Origin of the sequence: Streptomyces sp. NPDC059668 (assembly GCF_042734135.1) — a bacterium.
Classification (GTDB): Bacteria; Actinomycetota; Actinomycetes; order Streptomycetales; family Streptomycetaceae; genus Streptomyces.
This window is the reverse complement of sequence record NZ_JBHWEL010000005.1, coordinates 70,695-92,511: the sequence shown is the minus strand read 5'-3', so window position 1 is coordinate 92,511 and position 21,817 is coordinate 70,695. Positions and strand designations below refer to the sequence as shown.

The window sequence follows — 21,817 nt, the reverse complement described above, 5'->3', positions numbered from 1 at the left end:
CGGGCGGGCGGGGGGGGCCCGCCCCGCGGAAGTGGGGGGGGGGGGGGGCGCCGCCCCCCGCGGCCGCGGCGGCGACATCGACGGCGGTGAGCGTGCCCGCCGCCTCTAGCCGGGCGGCGAGTTCCGCCGAGAGTCCCTGCTGGGCGGCGTCCGTCGCGTCCCGGGCGAGTGCGGCGCCGCTGAAGTGGGCCTCCAGACAACCGCGGTTCCCGCAGGCGCACGGGCGGCCGTCGGGCACCGCCTGGATGTGCCCGATGTCGCCCGCGCTGCCCGTCGTCCCGCGGTAGACCTCTCCGCCGACGACGATGCCGCAGCCGATACCGGTACCGATCTTGACGCAGAGGAAGTCGCCCACGGAGCGTGCGACGCCCGCGTGCTGCTCCCCCATCGCCATCAGGTTCACGTCGTTGTCGACCATGACGGGGCAGCCGAGGTCCTGGCTGAGCGCCTCGCGGACCGGGAAGCCGTCCCAGCCCGGCATGATCGGCGGGGCGACCGGGACGCCCTCGGGGAAGCGGACCGGACCCGGGACGCCGATCCCGGCGCCGTCGAACCCCTCCGCGAGCCCGGAGGACCTCAGTTTGGCCGCCATGGCGAGCACCTGCTCGAACACCGCGACCGGGCCCTCACGGACGTCCATGGGCTGGTTGAGGTGCCCGAGCACCTCCAGTTCGGCGTTGGTGACCGCCACGTCGATCGAGGTCGCCCCGATGTCCACGCCGAGGAAGCGCAGCGCCGGGGCCAGCCGGATGTTGTGGGAGCGCCGGCCGCCGCGGGATGCGGCGAGACCGTCGGCGACGACGAGCCCGGTCTCCAGGAGCCGTTCCACCTCGACGGCCAGCTTCGACCGGGAGAGGTCGACCTGGTCACCGAGCTGGGCACGGGAGTTGGGGCCGCCGTCTCGCAACAGGCGCAGCAGTCGCGCCTGGTGCGCGTTCGCGGGTCGAGCCGTCATGCGTCTCACGAGCCCCTCCCCGCCTCAATCGGCCTGTGTCCAACGAGATTTGGCCACATCGCCGTGGCTTGCTTTCGAGGCGAACGTAGCAGCGGCTGCCCGGAGTGGGAAGAAGTCGCGCAGAGATTGCCGTCAACTTTCTCCACTGAGAGGACAAAGCGCGGGGCGTGCGGGCCTCATGGGTGCCCCGGACGGGCGTCGGCGCTACGGGCTCGTGCCTGCGGGCGGGTTACTTCTCGCGCTCGTGGTAGGTCTTGCGCGTGTGCTCGGTGTGTTCGCGCATGACCTGGGTGGCGCGGGGTTCGTCGCGGTCGGCGATGGCCGCGATGAGTTCGCGGTGCTCGATCCAGGACTGCGCCCCCCGCTGCCGGGCGACCGGCGTGTAGTACCAGCGCACCCGGCGGTCGACCTGGGCGGCCAGTTCGGCGAGGACGGCGTTCCCGGCCAGCTCCATGACCTTCGCGTGGAAGCGGGCGTTGATCGCGACGGCCCCGTCCACGTCGTCGGCGGCGACGGCGCGCTCGCCCTCGGAGCACAGCTCCTCCAGGGCGGTGATGCCGGCGGAGCCCGCGCCCGCGGCGGCGAGCCGGGCGGCCTCGGCCTCCAGGAGCGTACGGACCGTGAGGAGTTGGTCGGCCTCCTCCTCCGTCGGCTCGTGCACGAACGCGCCCTGGGCGGGCCGCAGATCCACCCAGCCCTCGGTGTTCAGCCGCTGGAGCGCCTCGCGCACGGGCTGCCGGGAGACCCCGAGGTGCCCGGCGAGTTCGCTCTCGACCAGGTGCTGGCCCGGCTGGAGGGCGCGTGTCGTGATGAGTTCGAGCAGCGCCTCGTAGACACGGTCGCGCAGCGGGCCGGGCCGCTCCAGCCTGGGCACCGCCCCCTGCGGCAGTCCTGTCGACAACATCGCGGTCCCCCTCCTGGCAACGGTGGACACAGCGGCCGGAACGTCCGCGTCCCGGAGACGTTCCGTCGCCAGGGACGTCGCCGGAGTCGTCTCCGTCGCCGGACGCCGCGCTCACCGGTGAACCAGATTCCTCGGAAAGCCAGTATCAATTGTCTTTCGTCTACAGTCTACGGCGCACAAAAGCCAGGGGGTGGGGCGGTCTACCGCGTCACATCGGGCCTCCGCCGCAGGTCACGGGGTTCAGGGGCAGCGGACGACCTGTCCCGCGTAGGACAGGTTCCCGCCGAAGCCGAAGAGGAGCACGGGGTCGCCGGTGCCGATCTCACCGCGTTCGACGAGCTTGGAGAGGGCGAGCGGGATGCTGGCGGCGGAGGTGTTCCCGGAGTCCACGACATCGCGCGCGACCACCGCGTTCACGGCGCCGATCTTCTGCGCGAGGGGCTCGATGATGCGCAGGTTCGCCTGGTGCAGGACGACTCCGGCGAGCTCCTCGGGCGTGAGTCCGGCCCGCTCGCAGGCCTGCCGGGCGATCGCCGGGAGCCGGGTCGTCGCCCAGCGGTAGACGCTCTGGCCCTCCTGCGCGAACCGCGCCGGGGTGCCCTCGATGCGTACGGCGTGCCCCATCTCGGGCACCGAGCCCCACAGCACGGGCCCGATCCCCGGCTCGGTGCCGGGCGCGGCGGCTTCGACGACGGCGGCCCCCGCGCCGTCCCCGACCAGGACGCAGGTGGTGCGGTCGGTCCAGTCCGTCACGTCCGACATCTTGTCCGCGCCGATGACCAGGGCCCGGGTCGCCGCCCCCGCGCGAACGGCGTGGTCCGCGGTGGCGAGCGCGTGGGTGAAGCCCGCGCAGACCACGTTGACGTCCATGGCCGCGGGGGACGGGATGCCCAGGCGGTGCGCGACCCGGGCGGCCATGTTCGGGGAGCGGTCGACGGCCGTCGAGGTGGCGACCAGCACCAGGTCGATGTCGTCGGGGGCCAGTCCGGCGGCCGCGAGCGCCTTGGCCGCGGCGTGGCCGGCCAGCTCGTCGACGGGTTCGTCGGGTCCGGCGATGTGGCGCGTACGGATGCCCACCCGGCTCTTGATCCACTCGTCACTGGTGTCGACCAGGCCCGCCAGGTCCTCGTTGGTGAGGACCTTGGCGGGCTGGTAGTGGCCGACGGCCGCGATGCGTGAGCCGTTCATGGGGGGTCTCCCTCGTTGCCTTGGGTAGCGAGATCCTCCAGTCTGATCAGTGACCCATGGGTACGACGTCAGGTGATGCCACAGGAAAGGGGCGCCAGGCTTGTCGGCTTCTGTCAGACCCTCGGACGCGCGCGCACGGTCCGCACAGACGCCCGGACCTCACCCCGTGAACAGCTGTTTGACCTTGAGTACGAGCTCGTACAGGCCGTAACAGAGCGGTGCCCCCACCCAGAGCCAGGAGAAGGCGATCAGGGCCCGCCGGTCAGGCGGACTGCTGGGACTGGACGGAGTCGTCATCGGCTGCCTCCCTCGGTGCGGGGATGTGGTGGCGTACGTGGACCGGGCGGATCAGCTCGTTGGCGACGAAGCCGACGACCAGCAGCCCGATCATGATCAGGAACGAGGTGTCGTAGAGCGCGGCGCCGTGCTTGCCCGCGTCCTTCTGCCGGTCCGCGATCCAGTTGACGATCAACGGGCCGAGGACCCCGGCCGTGGACCAGGCGGTGAGCAGCCGGCCGTGGATCGCGCCGACCTGGTAGGTGCCGAAGAGGTCCTTGAGGTAGGCGGGGACGGTCGCGAAGCCACCCCCGTAGAAGGAGAGGATCACCAGCGCGCAGATGATGAACAGGGGCTTGGAGGAGTCCCCGAACTGCGAGATCAGCAGGTACATCACCGCGCCCACGCCGAGGTAGACACGGTAGATGTTCTTGCGCCCGATCAGGTCGGACGTGGAGGACCAGCCGATCCGGCCCGCCATGTTCGCCGCCGAGAGCAGCCCCACGAAGCCGGCGGCGGCCGAGACCGACACCGGGGTGGAGGTGTCCGCGAAGAAGTCGGTGATCATCGGGGCGGCCTTCTCCAGGATGCCGATGCCCGCGGTCACGTTCATGCACAGCACGAGCCACAGGCACCAGAACTGCGGGGTGCGCACGGCGTTCTTCGCCGAGACCTGCACCCCGTCGAGGGGCCCGGGGCCCGCCTCGACGGGCTTCTCGCTGCGCGGCACCCGCACCAGCAGCACGCCGAGCGTCATGAAGACCGCGTACGACAGCCCGTGCACGAGGAAGGCGACGGCGATGCCGGAGGAGTCGGAGCCGAAGGACTTCAGCATCTGCGCGGACCACGGCGAGGCGATCAGCGCGCCGCCGCCGAAGCCCATGATCGCGATGCCGGTGGCCATGCCCGGCCGGTCCGGGAACCACTTGATCAGGGTCGAGACCGGCGAGATGTAGCCGATGCCGAGGCCGATTCCGCCGACGAAGCCGTAGCCGAACACGATCAGCCAGTACTGCTCGGTGGCGGCGCCGAGCGAGGCGATCAGGAAGCCGGTGGAGAAGCAGACCAGGGCGACGGTCATCGCCCAGCGTGGTCCGTTGCGCTCCACCAGGGTGCCGCCGAACGCGGCGGACAGTCCGAGCATGACGATGGCGAGCTGGAAGGGCAGCGCGCTCTGGGTGCCGCTGAGGCCGAGCGCGGATTCGAGCGGTGGCTTGAAGACGCTCCAGGCGTACGCCTGGCCGATGGAGAGGTGGACCGACAGGGCGGCGGGCGGGACGAGCCAGCGGCTCCAGCCGGGTGGCGCGACAGGGGGACTCATGATCCCGGACGATAGGAAGCGGTTGTCCGGTTGGGAAGCCGTACGGCACCAACTCGTCGACCGTATGCGGTGAACGGTATCCATGGTGCGACGAACGGTCGTTCGGGAGTGCGCGGCGGCCGGAACCGGACCGTCCGGGCACCCTGGGTACGGGCCGTTCGGCCGTCACGCCGGGCCGCGGTCCTCGGTCGCCCTGCGCACGCTCGCCCTGTCACCGAGGTCGCTCTCGACCACCTCGGCGCCGGTCCGGCCGGTCCGCGCGCCTTGTCCGAACTCGCGCCGTGGGTGATCGCGCGGACCGCGAACGGTCGGTCCCGTCCGGCCAGGACGGCGCGCGCCGGTCCGCCTCCCCTGGGCTCACGGCGCGGCGCGCGGCGGCCGTGGCGCGGACACCGTCCACGGCACCCGGCCGATCACGGGGCAACCTCGGCACGCCCGCCAACAGTGCCGCGGTGCACGCGACTTCACCCGGGACGCCCGACAGGACCGGCGGGGTCGCGGCGCGTCACCGTCCCGGCGAGCCGAGCCGGGCCGACTCGTCCTCCGAGAGACGCAGCGTGCCCGCCGCCATGTTCTGCGCGAGGTGGTCCGGATCGCCGGTGCCCGGGATCGCCAGCACGTGCGGCCCCTGCCGCAGCGTCCAGGCCAGCCGGACCTGCGCGACGGACACCCCGTGGGCACGGGCGACGGCGTGCACCGTCCCGCTGTCACGGGCGGCCGGACCCGCCTCGCGTCCGGAACCGGCGATCGCGAAGAACGGGACGAAGGCGAGGCCGAGTTCACCGCAGAGCCGCAGGAGGGACCCGTCCTCGCGCGGCGATCCGATCCCGTACGGGTTCTGCACGCACACGACCGGCGCGATGGCCCGGGCCTCGGCCAGCTGGCCGGACGTGACGTGGGAGACGCCGAGGTGGCGGATCAGCCCGGCCTCGCGCAGTTCGGCCAGCGCCCCGAAGTGCTCGCCGATCGAGCCGGTCCGCCGGCTCGGCGGTACCCGCAGGTTCACCACGTCCAGGTGGTCCCGGCCGAGTTGGCGCAGGTTCTCCTCGACCTGGCCGCGCAGCTGCTCCGGGGTGGCCCACCACCAGGCGCCCGAGGGATCACGGCCGGGCCAGACCTTGGTGGCGATGACCAGGTCCTCCGGGTAGGGCGCCAGCGCCCGGTTGATCAGTTCGTTGGCGGAGCGCGTCGCCGAGAAGTAGAAGGCGGCGGTGTCGATGTGGTTCACGCCGAGCTCGACCGCCCGCCGGAGCACGCCGATCGACCGTTCGCGGTCGCGCGGCACACCGCGGTCGAAGGGCGCGGTCCCGGTCAGGCGCATGGCGCCGAACCCGACACGGTTGACGGTGAGGTCACCGAGTCGCCAAGTGCTCGTGGACGCTGGGGTGTTCGTTCGTGCGCTCATGACATGGGTCTCCTCTTGCGTTGCGGGGAAATCCGGATTCGCCGAGAGCGGCGCGGGCCGTTCGGGCAGGCCGGCGGGGCGACCGCCTTCGAAGCGGGTCCACCGGCGGCGGCACGGACTGCCGGGGCAGTCCGGATCCGGACATGAAAAAAGCCTTCCGGCGGGTCGCGGTCCGCGCCGAGAAGGCTTATGTGTCGGCCGGGATTCTAGCGGGCCGTCCGAGGCGTCCACCAGCAGGTCGCCGGACCGGGGCCCACTGTCCACGGGGTCACGGGCGCCCCGGGTGCTGTGCGAAGCCTTGCCGCCCCAACTCCCATACTGTAGACAATATTTCGTCGACAGAGTTCGGCAGTTCCTCGGTACCCTCGACCGAACGGAGCGAGCCACAGTGAAAGTCGCCGTTCTCGGCGCCGGAGCGATCGGCGCCTATGTCGGGGCCGCGCTGCACCGCGCAGGCGCCGATGTGCATCTCATCGCCCGTGGACCGCATCTGGCGGCCATGAGGCGGCACGGAGTCCACGTACACAGCCCGCGCGGCGACTTCACCGCGCGCACCCATGCCACCGACGACCCGGCCGAGGTCGGGCCCGCCGACTACGTCTTCCTCGGCCTGAAGGCCAACTCGTACGCGGCGTGCGGGCCGCTGATCGAGCCCTTGCTGCACCGGGGCACAGCGGTGATCGCCGCCCAGAACGGCATCCCCTGGTGGTACTTCCACCGGCACGGCGGCCCGCACGACGGCCACCGTGTGGAGAGCGTCGACCCCGGTGGCGCGGTCAGTGCGGTGCTCGCGCCCGAACGGGCCGTCGGATGCGTGGTGTACGCGGCCACGGAACTGGAGGGACCGGGAGTCGTCCGCCACCTGGAAGGCACCCGGTTCTCCATCGGTGAACCCGACCGCTCGCTCTCCCCCCGCTGCCGGAGGTTCAGCGAGGCCATGCAGGCGGGCGGCCTCAAGTGTCCCGTCGAGCCGGACCTGCGCAACGACATCTGGCTGAAGCTGCTGGGCAACATCTCCTTCAACCCCATCAGCGCGCTGTCCCGCGCGACCATGCGGCAGATGTGTCTGCACGGCGGCACCCGCAAGGTCATCGAGATCATGATGGCCGAGACGCTCGCCGTCGCCGAGGCCCTCGGCTGCGAGGTCGGCGTCTCCATCGAACGCCGGCTGGCCGGCGCCGAACGCGTCGGCGACCACCGCACCTCCACCCTCCAGGACCTGGAACGCGGCAAGCCGCTCGAACTCGACGTGCTGCTCGCGGCCGTCGTGGAACTGGCGGAGATCACCGGCGTCCCGGTCCCCACCCTCCGTACCGTGCACGCCCTGTCGGATCTGCTCGCATCGAGGACCGCCGCATGAAAAAACGCGACCCGAGGATCTACACACGGCTCACGCATCCGCTGGTGCGGGACAGTCGCGACGAACCCTTCCGGCAGGCCGGCTGGGACGAGGCCCTGAGCCGCGCGGCCGCGGGGCTGCGTGCCGCGCGCGGGGCGTTCGGCCTGTTCTCCTGCGCCCGCGCGACCAACGAGATGAACTACGTGGCGCAGAAGTTCGCACGGGTCGTCATGGGCACCAACAACGTCGACTCCTGCAACCGCACCTGTCACGCCCCGAGCGTCGCCGGCCTCTCGGCGGCCTTCGGCTCGGGCGGCGGGACCTCCTCCTACGCGGAGGTCGAGGAGACCGACCTCGTGGTGATGTGGGGCTCCAACGCCCGCTTCGCGCACCCCATCTTCTTCCAGCACGTACTCAAGGGGATCAGGAACGGCGCCCGCATGTACGCGGTCGATCCCCGCCGCACCTCGACGGCCGAGTGGGCGGAGGGCTGGCTCGGTCTGAACGTCGGAACCGACATCCCGATGGCGCACGCGATCGGCCGCGAGATCATCCGCGCGGGTCTCGCCAACCACGCCTTCATCCGGCGGGCGACCAGCGGGTTCGAGGAGTACGAACGGCTCGTCGAACCCTGGACGCTGTCCCTCGCGGAGAAGGTCACGGGCGTACCGGCCTCCGCGATACGGGAGTTGGCCCACGCGTACGCCCGCGCCGAACGCGCGCAACTGTGCTGGACGCTCGGCATCACCGAGCACCACAACGGCACCGACAACGTCCGCGCGCTGATCAACCTGTCCCTGCTGACCGGTCACGTGGGCCGCCACGGCTCCGGGCTCCAGCCGCTGCGCGGCCAGAACAACGTGCAGGGCGGCGGTGACATGGGCGCCATCCCCAACCGGCTCCCCGGCTTCCAGGACATCCTCGACCCGGACGCGCGGACGAAGTTCGAGACCGCGTGGGACACCGTCATCGAGCCGCACTACGGGCTGAACCTGACGGAGATGTTCGAGGCGATGGAGGAGGGCACCCTCAAGGCGGTCTACTGCATCGGGGAGAACCCGGCGCAGTCGGAGGCCGACAGCGAGCAGGCGATCCGGCGGCTTCGCGCCCTCGACTTCCTCGTCGTCCAGGACATCTTCCTCACCCGGACGGCCGAGCTCGCCGACGTGGTGCTGCCCGCCACCGCCGGGTGGGCGGAGACGGAGGGCACCACCACCAACAGCGAACGGCGCGTCCAGCGGGTGCGCGCGGCGGTGACCCCGCCGGGCGAGGCCCGCGAGGACATCGACATCCTGCGCGACCTCGCCGCGCGCCTCGGGCACGAGTGGAAGTACACCGACTCCGAGGCCGTCTGGAACGAACTGCGCTCGCTCTCCCCGGACCACTACGGGATGACGTACGCCCGTCTGGAGGAGGAACAGGGCATCCAGTGGCCCTGCCCGGACCCCACACGTCTCGAACCGACCTATCTGCACGGCCGGTTGTGGGCCGACGACCCCGCCGAACGCGGCCGGCGCGCACCCTTCGGACTCGTCCGGCACGACCCGCCGGTCGACCTGACGGACGAGACGTACCCGATCCGCCTCACCACCGGGCGGCGGCTCGACTCCTACAACACCGGTGTGCAGAGCGGCGGTTTCGCCTCCCCGCTGCGGCGCGGCGAGTACGTCGAGCTGTGCCCGGAGGACGCGGAGCGCTACGGGGTCGTGGTGGGCGAGGAGGTCCGGATCTCCTCGCGCCGTGGTTCCGTACAGGCGCCCGTGTGGATCGACACCGCGCTGCGCCCCGGGCTGGCGTTCATGACGATGCACTTCCCCGACGACGTGGACACCAACCGGCTGACGATCGAGGCGAACTGCCCGATCGCGGGGACGGCGGAGTTCAAGGCGTCGGCGATCCGGATCGACAAGCTGCCGGTCGCGACCGTGAGGAGCTGAGGCGGGACATGGATCTGCACTTCGGTGACAGCAAGCCCTCGGACGAGGAGCGGGCGGCCGTCGACGCGCTGCTCGGCCCTCCGGAGTCCTCGTGGGAGGGCGCCGACCGGTCCGACGCCGACCTCAGGTGGGCGCGCGGAGGCCGTGAGGCCCGCGCGCGCCGGGACCTGCTGCTGCCGGGGCTGCACGCCGTCAACGACCGGGTCGGCTGGATCAGCGAGGGCGCGCTCGCCTATCTGTGCCGCCGGCTGACCGTACCGCCGGCGGAGGCGTACGGCGTCGCGACCTTTTACGCCATGTTCTCGGTGAAGCCGCGTCCGGCGACGGTGCTCCACGTCTGCACGGACCTGGCCTGCATGGCGGCCGGGGCCCCGCGACTGTGCGAAGGGATCGAGTCCCGGCTCGGCCCCGGCAGCGGGGTGACCGTGGAGCGCGGCCCCTGCCTCGGTCTGTGCGAGCGGGCTCCGGCCACGCTCGCGGTCCGGGCGGGCGATCCCGTGCGTACGGCCGTGGCGGCGCCCGCCACGGTCGAGCGGGCCGTGCTGACGGCGACCGCGCCCGGCTCGGCGGCCGAGGAGCCGCCCGCGGCGCGGGCCCTCCCGCAGGCCGGTGACCCGTCACTGATCCTGCTGGGCCGCGTCGGCGTGGTCGATCCCGCCGACCTGGACGACTACCGGGCGCACGGCGGGTACACCGCGCTGCGCCGGGCCTTCGCGCTCGGGCCCGCCGGGGTCGTCCGCGAGGTCACCGACTCCGGCCTGGTCGGGCGGGGCGGCGCCGCCTTCCCCACCGGCCGCAAGTGGCAGGCCACGGCGGCCGCGAGCGGCACACCCCACTACCTCGTGTGCAACGCCGACGAGTCCGAGCCGGGCACCTTCAAGGACCGGGTGGTCATGGAGGGCGACCCGTACGCGCTCGTCGAGGCGATGACCATCGCCGCGTACGCGGTCGGCGCACACCAGGGCTATCTGTACCTGCGCGGCGAGTACCCGCGCGCCCTGCGCCGCATGGAGCACGCCATCGGCCAGGCACGCGCGCGGGGGCTGCTAGGCGACGACGTCCTCGGGCAGGGGTACGCCTTCGACATCGAGATCCGGCGCGGCGCGGGCGCGTACATCTGCGGTGAGGAGACCGCCCTGTTCAACTCGATCGAGGGGTACCGGGGCGAGCCGCGTTCCAAACCGCCCTTCCCCGTGGAGAAGGGCCTGTTCGGCAGACCCACCGCCGAGAACAACGTCGAGACGCTCGTGAACGTCCTGCCGGTCCTGACCATGGGGGCCGAGGCGTACGCGGCGATCGGCACCCCGGGCTCCACCGGTCCGAAGCTGTACTGCGTGTCGGGGAGCGTGGAACGGCCCGGCGTCTACGAGCTGCCCTTCGGGACGACGCTGGGCGGGCTGCTGGAGCTGGCGGGCGTACGGGAGGGGCTGCGCGCGGTGCTGCTGGGCGGCGCGGCAGGCGGCTTCGTACGGCCCGACGAACTGGACGTCCCGCTCACCTTCGAGGGCACGCGGGAGGCGGGCACGACGCTCGGCTCGGGCGTGGTCATGGCCTTCGACGACACCGTCCCCCTCCCCCGCCTGCTGCTGCGGATCGCCGCGTTCTTCCGTGACGAGTCGTGCGGGCAGTGTGTGCCCTGCCGGGTCGGGACCGTACGCCAGGAGGAGGCGCTGCACCGGATCGCCGAGCGCGCCGGCGCGGCCGCGGCGGACGACGTCGCCCTGCTCAGGGAGGTCGGCCGCGCGATGCGGGACGCCTCGATCTGCGGTCTGGGACAGACCGCGTGGAACGCCGTGGAATCCGCGATCGACCGTCTGGGGGCGTACGAATGACCGCGATACCGCTCGGGACTCCCCGCCGGCTGCTCGAATTCACCCTTGACGGTGAACCGGTGCGCGCGCCGGAGGGATCGACGATCCTCGACGCCTGCCGTTCCGCCGGCAAGGACGTCCCCACCCTGTGCCAGGGCGACACGCTGACCCCGAAGAACGCCTGCCGGGTCTGTGTCGTCGAGGTCGAGGGCGCCCGCACCCTCGCTCCGGCCTGCTCGCGCGGGGCGGAGGAGGGCATGCGGGTGCGGACGGACACGGAGCGCGTCCGTCACAGCCGGCGGATCGTCCTCGAACTGCTCGCCTCGTCGGTGGATCTCTCGACCACTCCCGGGGTGGCGGGGTGGATCGAGGAGTACGGGGCCGAGCCGGACCGGTTCGGCCCCGACGCCGCCCGTGTCGACGAGGAACCCCGGATCGACAACACCCTGTACGTGCGCGACTACGACAAGTGCATCCTCTGCTACAAGTGCGTGGACGCCTGCGGCGACCAGTGGCAGAACACCTTCGCGATCTCGGTCTCCGGACGCGGCTTCGACGCCAGGATCGCCGTGGAGCACGACGCCCCGCTGACCGACTCGGCGTGCGTGTACTGCGGGAACTGCATCGAGGTGTGCCCGACCGGCGCGCTGTCCTTCCGGTCGGAGTTCGACATGCGGGAGGCGGGTACGTGGGACGAGTCGGCGCAGACCGCGACCACCACCGTGTGCGCCTACTGCGGTGTGGGCTGCAACCTCACGCTGCACGTGCAGGACAATGAGATCGTCAAGGTCACCTCTCCGCACGACAACCCGGTGACCCACGGCAATCTCTGCATCAAGGGCCGTTTCGGCTACCAGCACGTACAGAACCGGGACTGATCAGGACATGGGACGAGTCACGGAACGACGCAAGGTGATCCGCATCCGGGACGGGGCCGAGAGCACCCGTCCGGACACGCTGGTCGCCGAGGAACCCCTGGAGATCCGCCTCAACGGCAAGGCGCTCGCCATCACCATGCGCACCCCGGGAGACGACTTCGCGCTCGCGGCGGGCTTCCTGGTCAGCGAGGGGGTCCTCGGCAGGGCGGACGAGCTGCAGAGCATCGTCTACTGCGCGGGAGCGACGGTGGACGGCTCGAACTCGTACAACGTCGTGGACGTACGGACGGCGCCCGGCGTCGTCATGCCCGACATCACCCTCGAACGCAACGTCTACACGACCTCGTCCTGCGGTCTGTGCGGCAAGGCGAGCCTGGACGCGGTCCGCACGACGGCGCGCTGGACCATCGACGACGGTGACGACGCTCCCCCGGTCCGGCTGGAGCCCGCACTCCTCGCCGTCCTCCCCGACCGGCTGCGTGCGGCGCAGCGGGTCTTCGACCGGACCGGGGGTCTGCACGCCGCGGCGCTGTTCACCGAGGACGGCGAGCTCCTCGACGTACGCGAGGACGTGGGCCGGCACAACGCGGTCGACAAGCTGGTCGGGCGCGCTCTTCAGGACGGCGGGCTCCCGCTCTCCCGGACCGTCCTGCTGGTGTCGGGGCGGGCCTCCTTCGAGCTGGCGCAGAAGGCGGTCATGGCGGGCATCCCGGTGCTCGCGGCGGTCTCGGCCCCGTCGTCCCTGGCCGTGGACCTCGCCGCGGAGTCGGGCCTGACCCTGGTCGGGTTCCTGCGCGGCGCCTCCATGAACGTGTACGCGGGCGAGCACCGCATCGCCCTGCGGGCCGCGGCCGCCCAGGGCTGACCGGCTCCCCGCGACACGGCGGCGGGGCCCCGACCGGCGGGGAGCGCCCCCTGCGCCGAAGGGGTCCCGCTGTGTCCTGCCCGGCCCGGTCCGCCTCGGCGGGTGCCGGCCGGCGCACCGGGCCCCGGGGCCCGCGCGGCGCGCTCAGCCGGCGGTGAAGCGCACCTGCTCGACGGTGACGACGGTGCCCAGCCGGGGGAAGTCGAGGCGGACGGAGGCCTCGTGCTCGGGGGCGGTGAGGGCGGCCATCGCGTCCTCGGCGAACACCAGGTCGTAGCCGAGGTCTCCGGCGGCGCGGGCGGTGGACTCGACCCCCAGGTTGGTGGCGATCCCGCCGAACACCAGCGTGGCGATGCCGCGTTCCCGCAGTCGCGCGTCGAGGCCGGTGCCCTGGAATCCGCCGATGGACCGCTTGACGATCTCCAGGTCGCCCTGCGCGACGAGTCCGGCGACCAGGCCGCTGCCGGGGGGCTGCTCGGCCACCCCGGGCCGTTCGACCCGGATCAGGACGACGAGCGCGCCCGCCTTACGGAAGACGGTCGCCAGCTCCTCGGCGGCGGAGAGGACTGTGGTGCCGTCGCGGGGTTCCACGGGCAGCCCGACGATACGGTCCATCAGATCCACGAGCACCAGGGCGGTGCGCGCGGGATCGAGGGCGAGGCGGGGTGCGGTTTCGGGTGCGGTCATGACGGAACGTTAGCCGTCCCTAGCCGTCCGTACCGGAAATCCGGATCAACAAGCCCGTGAACTGATCCCGTTCGGCCGTCCGGAACGGGGTCCGCGCCCCGTCGCCCGCCTCGCGCGGCCGACGCGGCGTCCGCGGCCCGGGTGGCGGGGCGACGGCGGAGGGACGGCGGACCGCACGCCACGCACTCCGCAAATCTGGCGTGAACACGACCGGTGCATGCTCCTTGTGGGGTGCTTGAGGGCCCAAGTAGCGTCTGTGGCCCCGACGTCGGACGTCGGATGTCGGATGTCCGACGTCCACGACACCCAGGTCGCCCAGACGCATGAAGGGCAGGTCGCACCATGCCGTCAAGCCTCCGCGCACGTCTGAGATCCACCGCGGCAGCCGTTCTCACGGCCGCCCTCGCCGCGGCCGCGCTGATCGCGCTGCCCAGCCCGGCCGGAGCCCAACAGAGCTCCGTGACAGGTGAGTTCGAGCAACAGGTGCTCTTCAAGGCCGCCCAGGATCCCGGCTACGCGTGTTTCCGCATCCCGGCCGTCGTACGCACCCCGCGGGGCACCCTGCTGGCCTTCGCCGAGGGACGCGTCCACGACTGCGGCGACGCGGGCGACATCGACATCGTCGTCAAACGGTCGACGGACGGCGGCCGCAGCTGGGGCCCGCTCCAGGTCGTGAACGAGGGCGCGGGCGACACGCACGGCAACCCCGCGCCCGTCGTGGACCACGAGACCGGCCGCGTGGTGCTGGCGGAGACGTACAACACGGGCCGCACGGACGGCCGCGGCTGCGACGTCCCCTGCGACCGCACCCCGCACCTGCAGTACAGCGACGACGACGGTCTCAGCTGGTCCCGGCCGCGGGACCTGAGCGACGAGATCCTCCCGCCGAACTGGAACTCCTGGTACGCCACCGGCCCCGTGCACGGCATCCAGCTGACCCGCGGCAGGCACAAGGGACGCCTCGTCTTCGGCGTCAACACCGAGACCTGGGACGGCAGCCGGGTCACCGCCAACAACGCCGCCCTCATCACCAGCGACGACGGGGGTGACCACTGGAGGATCGGCGCGACGGACTCGTGGCCGATCGCCGGCGACGGCACCTTCCGCCAGAAGCCGTCCGAGCTGACGCTCACCCAACGCGCCGACGGCGCCGTTCTGGTCAGCGGGCGCGAGCAGGACGGCACCGATCTCGGCCACCGGACCCAGACCGTCAGCCGTGACGGCGGCGATAGCTTCACCGCCCCCTTCCGCGACCTGCCGGACCTCTACGCGCCCCAGGTCCAGGGCTCCGTCCTGCGCCTGGACGACCGGATCCTGCTGGCCTGCCCCGGCGATCCCGACCGGCGCAGGACCATGATGATCCGCTCCTCCTACGACGGCGGCCGCACCTGGGACAGCGTGGACCGCGGCACGGTCGTCACCACGGACTGGTCCGGCTACTCGGACCTGACCCGGATCGACGGCGACACCGTGGGCCTGCTGTACGAGGGCGGCGCGGTCGACGCGCGCGACGAGATCCGCTTCGCCCGCTTCACCGAGGACTGGCTCACGCCGCGCCGCGGACCGGACCCGACGACGGCCGACCTCGCCCCGCGCGCCGCACGGGCCGCCGTGCTCGGCGGCGCCCACGGGACGGCGGGCGTGCTGGGCGGCGCCCTGGAGCTCGACGGCGCCGACGACGCCGTACGGCTGCCGTACCAGGACCGCCTCCCGCTCGGCACCAAGGACTTCACGGCGTCCCTGTGGTTCCGCTACACGGCGACCGCCGGGGAGCAGCCGCTGCTGTGGATGGGCGGAATCGGCACGACGCAGCCGCAGGTGTGGATGCGTGCCGAACCCGCGTCCGACCGGATCACCGCGCTGATCACCACCCGCGACGGCGCGACGGCCCCGGCCACCGCGTCGGTACGGCTCCCGGGCGCCCGCAACGACGGCCAGTGGCACCATCTCGTGGTGCGCCGTGACAGGGGTGCCGGGCTGCTCACGCTCTTCGTGGACGGTACGTCGGTGAGCACACCGGACGTGCCCGGATCGGTCAGCCGCAACTCGCCGTTCGGGGTGCACGTGGGGCAACGGATGGACAGCAGGGCCTACTTCGCCGGGGCGATCGACGAGGTCCGGGTCTACGACCGGGCGCTCAGTGACGCGGAACTGTCCGCCGCACCGGACCGGAGGGTGACCCGGGACACCGTCCTGTATCTGCCGATGGACCACGTGGGCGGCGGTCACTGACGTCTCGCCCACGGCCGGCCGCCGCCCTCCCCCTGGACGACGGGGGGCGGCGGCCCGGTGGGCCTCAGTCGGAACGTCGCGCCGTACCGACCGCGGTTCGTGGGCCCGCGCCCGAGCTCCGGTCCAGGGCCGGCCGATCCGCCCGGGTGTCCCCGGCGGCCCCGGCCGCCTCGGGATCGCGGGCACGGCGTTTGGCGATCACCGCGCACACCATGAGCTGCATCTGGTGGAAGAGCATCAGCGGCAGCACGGCGAGCGAGGCGTGCGCGCCGAACAGCACGCTGGCCATGGGGAGCCCGGAGGCGAGGGACTTCTTCGACCCGGCGAACTGGATCGCGATCCGGTCGCCCCGGCCGAAGCCCAGCGCCTTCCCGCCGTACCAGGTCAGCGCCAGCATCACCGCGAGCAGCAGGGCCTCGACGAGCAGCAGCCCGGCCAGCCGGACCACGCTGACCTGGTGCCAGATGCCCTGCACCATGCCCTCGCTGAACGCGGTGTACACGACGAGCAGGATCGAGCCGCGGTCGACGTACCCGAGGACCTTCTTGTGCCGGGTGATGAACCCGCCGATCCAGCGCCGCAGCAGTTGCCCGGCGAGGAACGGCACCAGCAGTTGCAGCACGATCTTGATCAGCGAGTCCGCGGAGAACCCGCCACCGCTGTTGCCGAGCAGGACCGCCGCGAGCAGCGGGGTGACGACGATGCCCGCGAGCGAGGAGAAGGATCCCGCGCAGATCGCGGCGGGCACGTTGCCGCGGGCGATGGAGGTGAAGGCGATCGACGACTGGATCGTCGAGGGGACGAGCGTCAGGAAGAGCAGGCCGGTGTAGAGGTTGTGCGTCAGGAACACCGGTTCGAGTCCGCGCGCGGCGAGACCGAGCAGCGGGAAGACGACGAAGGTGCAGGCCAGCACCGTGACGTGAAGACGCCAGTGCTTGAGCCCGTCCAGTGCCTCGCGCGTGGAGAGCCGCGCGCCGTACAGGAAGAAGAGGAAGGCGATCGCCGCCGTGGACGCGCCCGAGGCGACGCCGGCGCCCGCGCCCCGCGCCGGAAGGAGGGCCGCGAGGCCCACCGTCCCGAGCAACAGCAGGATGTAGGGGTCGATCGGCATCCAACTCGGCCACTGCAGGCGTTTCACGGTGCTCCACTGCTCGCTTGTCGTAGATCGTCCGCCGAGGCGGGTCGTGCCCTCTCCATCGTCCTCCTCGCCCCCGTGATCGGGAATCCGGCATACCGTTCTGACTGCCATCATGATCCGCGATAGCCTGGGCGGGTGTACGACCCGTCCCAGCTGCGTACCTTCCTCGCGGTGGCCCAAACCCTGAGCTTCACCCAGGCCGCCCGGCGGCTGGGGCTGCGCCAGTCGACGGTCAGCCAGCACGTGCGCCGGCTGGAGGACGCCGCCGGACGGCAGCTGTTCTCGCGCGACACGCACTCCGTGGAGCTCACGGTGGACGGCGAGGCGATGCTGGGCTTCGCGCGCCGCATCCTGGAGGTGCACGAACAGGCGACCGCGTTCTTCACGGGCACCCGGCTGCGCGGCCGCCTCCGCTTCGGCGCCTCGGAGGACTTCGTGCTGACCCGGTTGCCGGAGATCCTGGAAGGCTTCAGGTACGACCATCCCGAAGTGGATCTGGAGCTGACCGTCGAACTGTCCGGCACGCTGCACGAGCAGCTCGCGGCGGGCAGGCTCGACCTGGTGCTGGCCAAGCGGCGGCCCGAGGACCCGCGCGGCGAGCTGGTCCGGCACGACCGCCTGGTCTGGATCGGCGCGGAGCGCCTGCGCCTGGACCCCGACCGCCCGGTCCCGCTGATCGTCTACCCGCCCCCGGGCATCACCCGCGCCCTGGCCCTGGAGGCGCTGGAGCGCCAGGGCCGGTCCTGGCGCATCGCCTGCACCAGCGGCAGCCTGAACGGCCTGGTCGCGGCGGCCCGCGCGGGCCTCGGTGTGATGGCCCACTCCCGGGGGCTCGTACCGCCCGGCCTGGTCACGGTCCCGGAACGGGCGGGGCTGCCGGAACTCGGCGAGGTCGACTTCGTCCTGGTGCACGGACAGCGCCAGGCGTCCGCGCAGGAGGCGGCGGACGCGCTGGCGGCGGCGATCCTGGGCGGCGGCGACCGGCTGCGCCGGGGACGGCCGGAGCCACGGGGCCGACCGCTGTCGCCACCCGGCTGATCCGGCCGTCATTCGCCCTCACGCCCGCACATCGGCAGGATGGGGCCATGAGCGAGATCCACACCCCCCGTCTTCTCCTGCGCCGCTGGCTGGACGACGACCTTGTCCCCCTGTCCGAGATCCACGCCGACCCCGAGGTGATGCGGTGGATCGGCGACGGCGCGACGCGTTCCCTGGAGGAGACCGCCGAGGACATCGAGGCGTGGGAGGAGGAGTGGGACGAGGAGGGCTTCGGGATCTTCGCCGTCGAGCTCCTGGGCTCCGGGGAGCTGGCCGGGGCGGTCGGGCTGTACCTGGCCGACGCCCCGTCCGCGATCGCGGGCGAGGTGGCGATCGGCTGGCGGCTCGGGCGGGCCTTCTGGGGGCAGGGATACGCGTCGGAGGCGGCCCACGCCGCGCTGGAGTTCGCCCTCCAGGACCGCGGCCTCGACCGGGTCGTCGCCGTGTGCCGGAGCTCGGACTCCGCCTCCACGAACGTACTGGGCAAGCTCGACATGCGGCCTGAGGGCGCCGCGCAGAATCCGGTGAACGGGCACGACCTGCGGGTGTTCGGGATCGATCTGACGGAGTTCCAGGGGTAGGCCGCCCCTGACCACCGCCCGCCACCGCCCGGCGTACGTCACCCGTCGCCGCCCCTGACCGCCGGGCACCGCACCGACGCCCCGTCGCGGGACACCCTGTCACGGGACACCGCGGCACGACGCGCGAGACCGACAAATCCGGCGATCGGACCCCGCCGGCGGGGCACCGTGGGGTCGTACAGATTCCGTGGAGATTACGGGATCGAAACCTACGGAGCCGTAAGGGATTCTGTCCGACCCTTCCCCATGTGCGGGCATTTCCGCGACTGACCTGTGCGGACGACCCGTGCTCCCCCGCTCCGACGCCCCTCCCGCCCGGCGGTCCGGTGGGGTAGCTTTCACGGCGCTGTGCGGAGCGCCACTAGGAGCGGGATTGCGCGAGTTCACCAACCCTCCGTTGGCGTCGGCGCCGCCGGTGGGCGGCCTGGCCGACGTCGTGTTCGACCATGCCCGGGAGGATCCGCTGCACATCGCGCTCGGCCGCAAGGACGAGCAGGGACAGTGGCGCGACGTGACGTCGGCCGAGTTCCGTGACGAGGTCCTCGCCCTGGCCAAGGGGCTGCTCGCCCACGGCATCCGGTTCGGCGACCGGATCGCGATCATGTGCCCCACACGCTACGAGTGGACCCTCTTCGACTTCGCGTTGTGGACGATCGGCGCCCAGGTCGTGCCCATCTACCCGACCTCCTCCGCCGAGCAGGTCTTCTGGATGCTGCACGACGCCCAGGTGTCGGCGGTCATGGTGGAGCACGAGGACCACGCGATGACGATCGCCACCGTCGTCGACCGGCTGCCGGAGCTGCACAAGCTGTGGCAGCTGGACGCCGGCGCGGTGCAGGAGCTGTACGAAGCGGGCGCGCACCTCGACGACGAGGTCGTGCACCGGCACCGGCGGGCGGTCACGCCCGAGTCCATCGCGACGATCATCTACACCTCGGGCACCACCGGGCGCCCCAAGGGCTGTGTCCTCTCGCACGCCAACTTCATGTTCGAGGCGGACACCGTCATCGAGCGCTGGGAGCCGGTCTTCCACTCGCGGCGCAACGACGAGGCCGCCACGCTGCTGTTCCTTCCGCTCGCGCACGTCTTCGGACGGATGGTGCAGGTCGCGGCGGTCCGCGGGAAGGTGAAGTTCGGCCACCAGCCGCAGCTCAACGCGGCGGCCCTGCTGCCGGACCTGGCCGCGTTCCGGCCGACGTTCTTCCTCGCGGTGCCGTACATCTTCGAGAAGGTCTTCAACGCCGCCCGCCGCAAGGCCGAGAAAGAGGGCAAGTCAGGACCCTTCGAGAAGGCCGTCGAGGTCGCCGTGCGCTACGCGGACGCGGTCGAGGAGAAGGCCTGGGGCATCGGACCCGGCCCCTCGGCGGCCCTGCGGGTGCAGCACCAGTTCTTCGACAAGGTCGTCTACTCCAAGGTGCGGGCCGCGATGGGCGGCCGGGTCAGACACGCGATGTCGGGCGGTTCGGCGATGGACCGGCGGCTCGGGCTGTTCTTCGCGGGCGCGGGTGTCGTCGTGTACGAGGGGTACGGGCTCACCGAGTCCACCGCGGCCGCCACCGCCAACCCGCCCGAGCGCACCCGGTTCGGCACCGTCGGCCAGGCGATCCCCGGCACCACCGTGCACATCGCGGACGACGGGGAGGTGTGGCTGAACGGCGAGAACGTCTTCCAGGGCTATCTCAACGACCCCAAGGCCACCGACGCCACCCTGCACGACGGCTGGCTCGCCACCGGTGACCTGGGCTCCCTCGACGAGGACGGCTACCTCACCATCACCGGGCGCAAGAAGGAGATCCTGGTGACCTCCGGCGGCAAGAGCGTCTCGCCGGGCGTCCTGGAGGAGCGGGTGCGGGACCATCCGCTGGTCGCGCAGTGCATCGTCGTCGGCAACGACCGGCCGTACATCGCGGCGCTCGTCACACTCGACGCGGAGGCCGTCGACCACTGGCTCCAGATGCGGGGCAAGCCCCGGCTGCCCACCGCCGACCTGGTACGCGACCCGGATCTGGAGACCGAGGTGCGGCGCGCGGTGGTCGCGGCGAACACCCTCGTCTCGCAGGCCGAGTCGATCCGCACCTTCCGGATACTGGCCCACCAGTTCACCGAGGAGCACGGACTGCTGACGCCTTCGCTGAAGCTGAAGCGCAAGGCGATCGAGAACGCGTACTCGACGGAGGTCGAGGCGCTCTACCAGGCATAGGGACGCCCCGGCCCCTGCCACGCCCTCCCCGCCACGGCCTGGCTCATTTCCGGCCATTCTCCGGCCTCCGGCGACGATTCACCCGGAATCAGCCGGTCAGGAATGCATCAGGGCCGATGATCGTTGACCATGGGAGTCCCACCCGACGACTGAAGGATCGAGAGCTCGTGAGCAAGGTCCCCCCGATCATCCTGAACAACGGTGTCGAGATGCCGCAGCTTGGCTTCGGCGTCTGGCAGGTCCCGGACGACGAGGCGGAGCGAGCCGTCGCCACGGCACTGCGGAACGGATACCGCAGCATCGACACGGCGGCGATCTACGGCAACGAGGAGGGCACCGGCAAGGCGATCGCCTCCTCCGGCATCGCCCGCGAGGACCTCTTCGTCACCACCAAGCTCTGGAACGGCGACCAGGGGTACGACACGACGCTCCGCGCGTTCGACGCCTCCCTGGAGAAGCTCGGTCTGGACTACGTGGACCTGTACCTGATCCACTGGCCGCTGCCGACCCGGGACCGGTACGTCGACACGTACAAGGCCTTCGAGAAGATCCACGCCGACGGCCGCGCCAAGGCCATCGGCACCTCCAACTTCCTTCCAGAACACCTGGAGAGGCTGATCGAGGCGACGTCCGTCATCCCGGCCGTCAACCAGATCGAGCTGCACCCGCACCTCCAGCAGCGCGCGGCGCGCGAGTTCCACGCGGAGCAGGGCATCGCCACCGAGGCCTGGTCCCCGCTCGGCCAGGGCAAGGGCCTCCTGGAGGTCCCGGCGATCGTCGCCATCGCGCAGAAGCACGGCCGTACCCCGGCGCAGATCGTGCTCCGCTGGCACATCCAGCTGGGCAACATCGTGATCCCCAAGTCCGTGACCCCGGCCCGGATCGCGGAGAACATCGACGTGTTCGGCTTCTCCCTCGACGCCGAGGACATCGCGGCGATCAGCGCACTGAACGAGGACCGTCGCCTGGGTCCCGACCCGGCCACCTTCGACGTGGGCTGACCAGCCCGACCCCGGCGCCCGGCCCCCGCCCCCCCCCCCCGGCCGGGCGGGCGGGGGCGGG

The 21,817-nt window shown here is 71.9% G+C and carries 18 protein-coding genes; 10 read left to right on the top strand and 8 right to left on the bottom strand.

All coding sequences use genetic code 11. The annotated features are described in order from the left end of the window. The 6 genes from ACFV2J_RS06270 to ACFV2J_RS06245 all read right to left on the bottom strand — a co-directional run. Nucleotides 1-955: ROK family protein (locus tag ACFV2J_RS06270; protein ID WP_385437513.1), on the bottom strand; the 955-nt coding region annotated here is incomplete at its 3' end. Between the two features lie 229 nt (nucleotides 956-1,184). Next, nucleotides 1,185-1,859, bottom strand: coding sequence for a GntR family transcriptional regulator (locus tag ACFV2J_RS06265; protein ID WP_385083920.1), 675 nt, complete (start codon nucleotides 1,857-1,859; stop codon nucleotides 1,185-1,187). A 240-nt stretch (nucleotides 1,860-2,099) separates the two neighbouring features. Continuing rightward, nucleotides 2,100-3,047, bottom strand: a complete 948-nt coding sequence (locus ACFV2J_RS06260; protein ID WP_385083921.1) for a beta-ketoacyl-ACP synthase III — start codon at nucleotides 3,045-3,047, stop codon at nucleotides 2,100-2,102. Nucleotides 3,048-3,206: 159 nt separating this feature from the next. Next, on the bottom strand, nucleotides 3,207-3,344 hold the full coding sequence (locus ACFV2J_RS06255; protein ID WP_385083922.1) for a hypothetical protein: 138 nt from the start codon (nucleotides 3,342-3,344) through the stop codon (nucleotides 3,207-3,209). Continuing rightward, nucleotides 3,310-4,644: an OFA family MFS transporter gene (locus ACFV2J_RS06250; protein ID WP_385083923.1), complete on the bottom strand. Its 1,335-nt coding sequence runs from the start codon at nucleotides 4,642-4,644 to the stop codon at nucleotides 3,310-3,312. Before ACFV2J_RS06250 ends, ACFV2J_RS06255 begins: the two co-directional genes overlap by 35 nt. 505 nt (nucleotides 4,645-5,149) lie before the next feature. Next, nucleotides 5,150-6,049 carry an aldo/keto reductase gene (locus ACFV2J_RS06245; RefSeq protein WP_385083924.1) on the bottom strand — a complete coding sequence of 300 codons (900 nt, stop codon included), beginning with the start codon at nucleotides 6,047-6,049 and terminating at the stop codon, nucleotides 5,150-5,152. A 388-nt stretch (nucleotides 6,050-6,437) separates the two neighbouring features. On the opposite strand from ACFV2J_RS06245, the gene ACFV2J_RS06240 reads away from it, so the two are divergent. From ACFV2J_RS06240 to fdhD, 5 genes are read left to right on the top strand one after another with little or no spacing between them, the layout of a single operon-like run. Next, a complete protein-coding gene (locus tag ACFV2J_RS06240; RefSeq protein ID WP_385083925.1) occupies nucleotides 6,438-7,409 on the top strand; it encodes a 2-dehydropantoate 2-reductase in 972 nt (323 codons plus the stop codon). After that, nucleotides 7,406-9,325 carry a molybdopterin oxidoreductase family protein gene (locus tag ACFV2J_RS06235; RefSeq protein ID WP_385083926.1) on the top strand — a complete coding sequence of 640 codons (1,920 nt, stop codon included), beginning with the start codon at nucleotides 7,406-7,408 and terminating at the stop codon, nucleotides 9,323-9,325. Before ACFV2J_RS06240 ends, ACFV2J_RS06235 begins: the two co-directional genes overlap by 4 nt. An 8-nt stretch (nucleotides 9,326-9,333) precedes the next feature. Continuing rightward, entirely contained in the window at nucleotides 9,334-11,157 is a 1,824-nt protein-coding gene (locus ACFV2J_RS06230; protein WP_385083927.1) for an NAD(P)H-dependent oxidoreductase subunit E, read from the top strand. After that, nucleotides 11,154-12,014, top strand: coding sequence for a 2Fe-2S iron-sulfur cluster-binding protein (locus ACFV2J_RS06225; RefSeq protein ID WP_385083928.1), 861 nt, complete (start codon nucleotides 11,154-11,156; stop codon nucleotides 12,012-12,014). The genes ACFV2J_RS06230 and ACFV2J_RS06225 overlap by 4 nt, the downstream gene beginning before the upstream one ends. 7 nt (nucleotides 12,015-12,021) lie before the next feature. Beyond that, nucleotides 12,022-12,879 (top strand): formate dehydrogenase accessory sulfurtransferase FdhD, encoded by an 858-nt coding sequence (gene fdhD / locus ACFV2J_RS06220; RefSeq protein WP_385083929.1) that lies wholly within the window; start codon nucleotides 12,022-12,024, stop codon nucleotides 12,877-12,879. 144 nt (nucleotides 12,880-13,023) lie between these two features. Here fdhD and ACFV2J_RS06215 read toward each other — a convergent pair whose 3' ends face one another. Next, nucleotides 13,024-13,566: an isochorismatase family protein gene (locus ACFV2J_RS06215; protein WP_385083930.1), complete on the bottom strand. Its 543-nt coding sequence runs from the start codon at nucleotides 13,564-13,566 to the stop codon at nucleotides 13,024-13,026. Between the two features lie 342 nt (nucleotides 13,567-13,908). Between ACFV2J_RS06215 and ACFV2J_RS06210 the strand changes: the two genes are divergently transcribed. Beyond that, on the top strand, nucleotides 13,909-15,798 hold the full coding sequence (locus tag ACFV2J_RS06210; RefSeq protein WP_385083931.1) for an exo-alpha-sialidase: 1,890 nt from the start codon (nucleotides 13,909-13,911) through the stop codon (nucleotides 15,796-15,798). 64 nt (nucleotides 15,799-15,862) lie between these two features. Here ACFV2J_RS06210 and ACFV2J_RS06205 read toward each other — a convergent pair whose 3' ends face one another. Next, nucleotides 15,863-16,936, bottom strand: coding sequence for a bile acid:sodium symporter family protein (locus tag ACFV2J_RS06205; RefSeq protein WP_385083932.1), 1,074 nt, complete (start codon nucleotides 16,934-16,936; stop codon nucleotides 15,863-15,865). Between the two features lie 135 nt (nucleotides 16,937-17,071). Here ACFV2J_RS06205 and ACFV2J_RS06200 point away from each other — a divergent pair, with 135 nt between their 5' ends. The 4 genes from ACFV2J_RS06200 to ACFV2J_RS06185 all read left to right on the top strand — a co-directional run bounded on the left by ACFV2J_RS06200 (nucleotide 17,072) and on the right by ACFV2J_RS06185 (nucleotide 21,756). Then, on the top strand, nucleotides 17,072-17,974 hold the full coding sequence (locus ACFV2J_RS06200) for a LysR substrate-binding domain-containing protein (protein WP_385083933.1): 903 nt from the start codon (nucleotides 17,072-17,074) through the stop codon (nucleotides 17,972-17,974). Between the two features lie 47 nt (nucleotides 17,975-18,021). Next, nucleotides 18,022-18,555: a GNAT family N-acetyltransferase gene (locus ACFV2J_RS06195; protein WP_385083934.1), complete on the top strand. Its 534-nt coding sequence runs from the start codon at nucleotides 18,022-18,024 to the stop codon at nucleotides 18,553-18,555. 373 nt (nucleotides 18,556-18,928) lie between these two features. Further along, nucleotides 18,929-20,755, top strand: a complete 1,827-nt coding sequence (locus tag ACFV2J_RS06190; protein ID WP_385083935.1) for an AMP-dependent synthetase/ligase — start codon at nucleotides 18,929-18,931, stop codon at nucleotides 20,753-20,755. Between the two features lie 209 nt (nucleotides 20,756-20,964). Further along, nucleotides 20,965-21,756, top strand: a complete 792-nt coding sequence (locus tag ACFV2J_RS06185; protein ID WP_385083937.1) for an aldo/keto reductase — start codon at nucleotides 20,965-20,967, stop codon at nucleotides 21,754-21,756. Nucleotides 21,757-21,817: the final 61 nt, after the last annotated feature.

What these genes read in the sequence shown, in the direction of transcription:
- ACFV2J_RS06265 (WP_385083920.1), bottom strand. Translation starts at nt 1,859, where the DNA reads ATGTTGTCGACAGGACTGCCGCAGGGGGCGGTGCCCAGGCTGGAGCGG.
- ACFV2J_RS06260 (WP_385083921.1), bottom strand. Translation starts at nt 3,047, where the DNA reads ATGAACGGCTCACGCATCGCGGCCGTCGGCCACTACCAGCCCGCCAAG.
- ACFV2J_RS06255 (WP_385083922.1), bottom strand. Translation starts at nt 3,344, where the DNA reads ATGACGACTCCGTCCAGTCCCAGCAGTCCGCCTGACCGGCGGGCCCTG.
- ACFV2J_RS06250 (WP_385083923.1), bottom strand. Translation starts at nt 4,644, where the DNA reads ATGAGTCCCCCTGTCGCGCCACCCGGCTGGAGCCGCTGGCTCGTCCCG.
- ACFV2J_RS06245 (WP_385083924.1), bottom strand. Translation starts at nt 6,049, where the DNA reads ATGAGCGCACGAACGAACACCCCAGCGTCCACGAGCACTTGGCGACTC.
- ACFV2J_RS06235 (WP_385083926.1), top strand. Translation starts at nt 7,406, where the DNA reads ATGAAAAAACGCGACCCGAGGATCTACACACGGCTCACGCATCCGCTG.
- ACFV2J_RS06230 (WP_385083927.1), top strand. Translation starts at nt 9,334, where the DNA reads ATGGATCTGCACTTCGGTGACAGCAAGCCCTCGGACGAGGAGCGGGCG.
- ACFV2J_RS06225 (WP_385083928.1), top strand. Translation starts at nt 11,154, where the DNA reads ATGACCGCGATACCGCTCGGGACTCCCCGCCGGCTGCTCGAATTCACC.
- fdhD (WP_385083929.1), top strand. Translation starts at nt 12,022, where the DNA reads ATGGGACGAGTCACGGAACGACGCAAGGTGATCCGCATCCGGGACGGG.
- ACFV2J_RS06215 (WP_385083930.1), bottom strand. Translation starts at nt 13,566, where the DNA reads ATGACCGCACCCGAAACCGCACCCCGCCTCGCCCTCGATCCCGCGCGC.
- ACFV2J_RS06210 (WP_385083931.1), top strand. Translation starts at nt 13,909, where the DNA reads ATGCCGTCAAGCCTCCGCGCACGTCTGAGATCCACCGCGGCAGCCGTT.
- ACFV2J_RS06195 (WP_385083934.1), top strand. Translation starts at nt 18,022, where the DNA reads ATGAGCGAGATCCACACCCCCCGTCTTCTCCTGCGCCGCTGGCTGGAC.
- ACFV2J_RS06185 (WP_385083937.1), top strand. Translation starts at nt 20,965, where the DNA reads ATGCCGCAGCTTGGCTTCGGCGTCTGGCAGGTCCCGGACGACGAGGCG.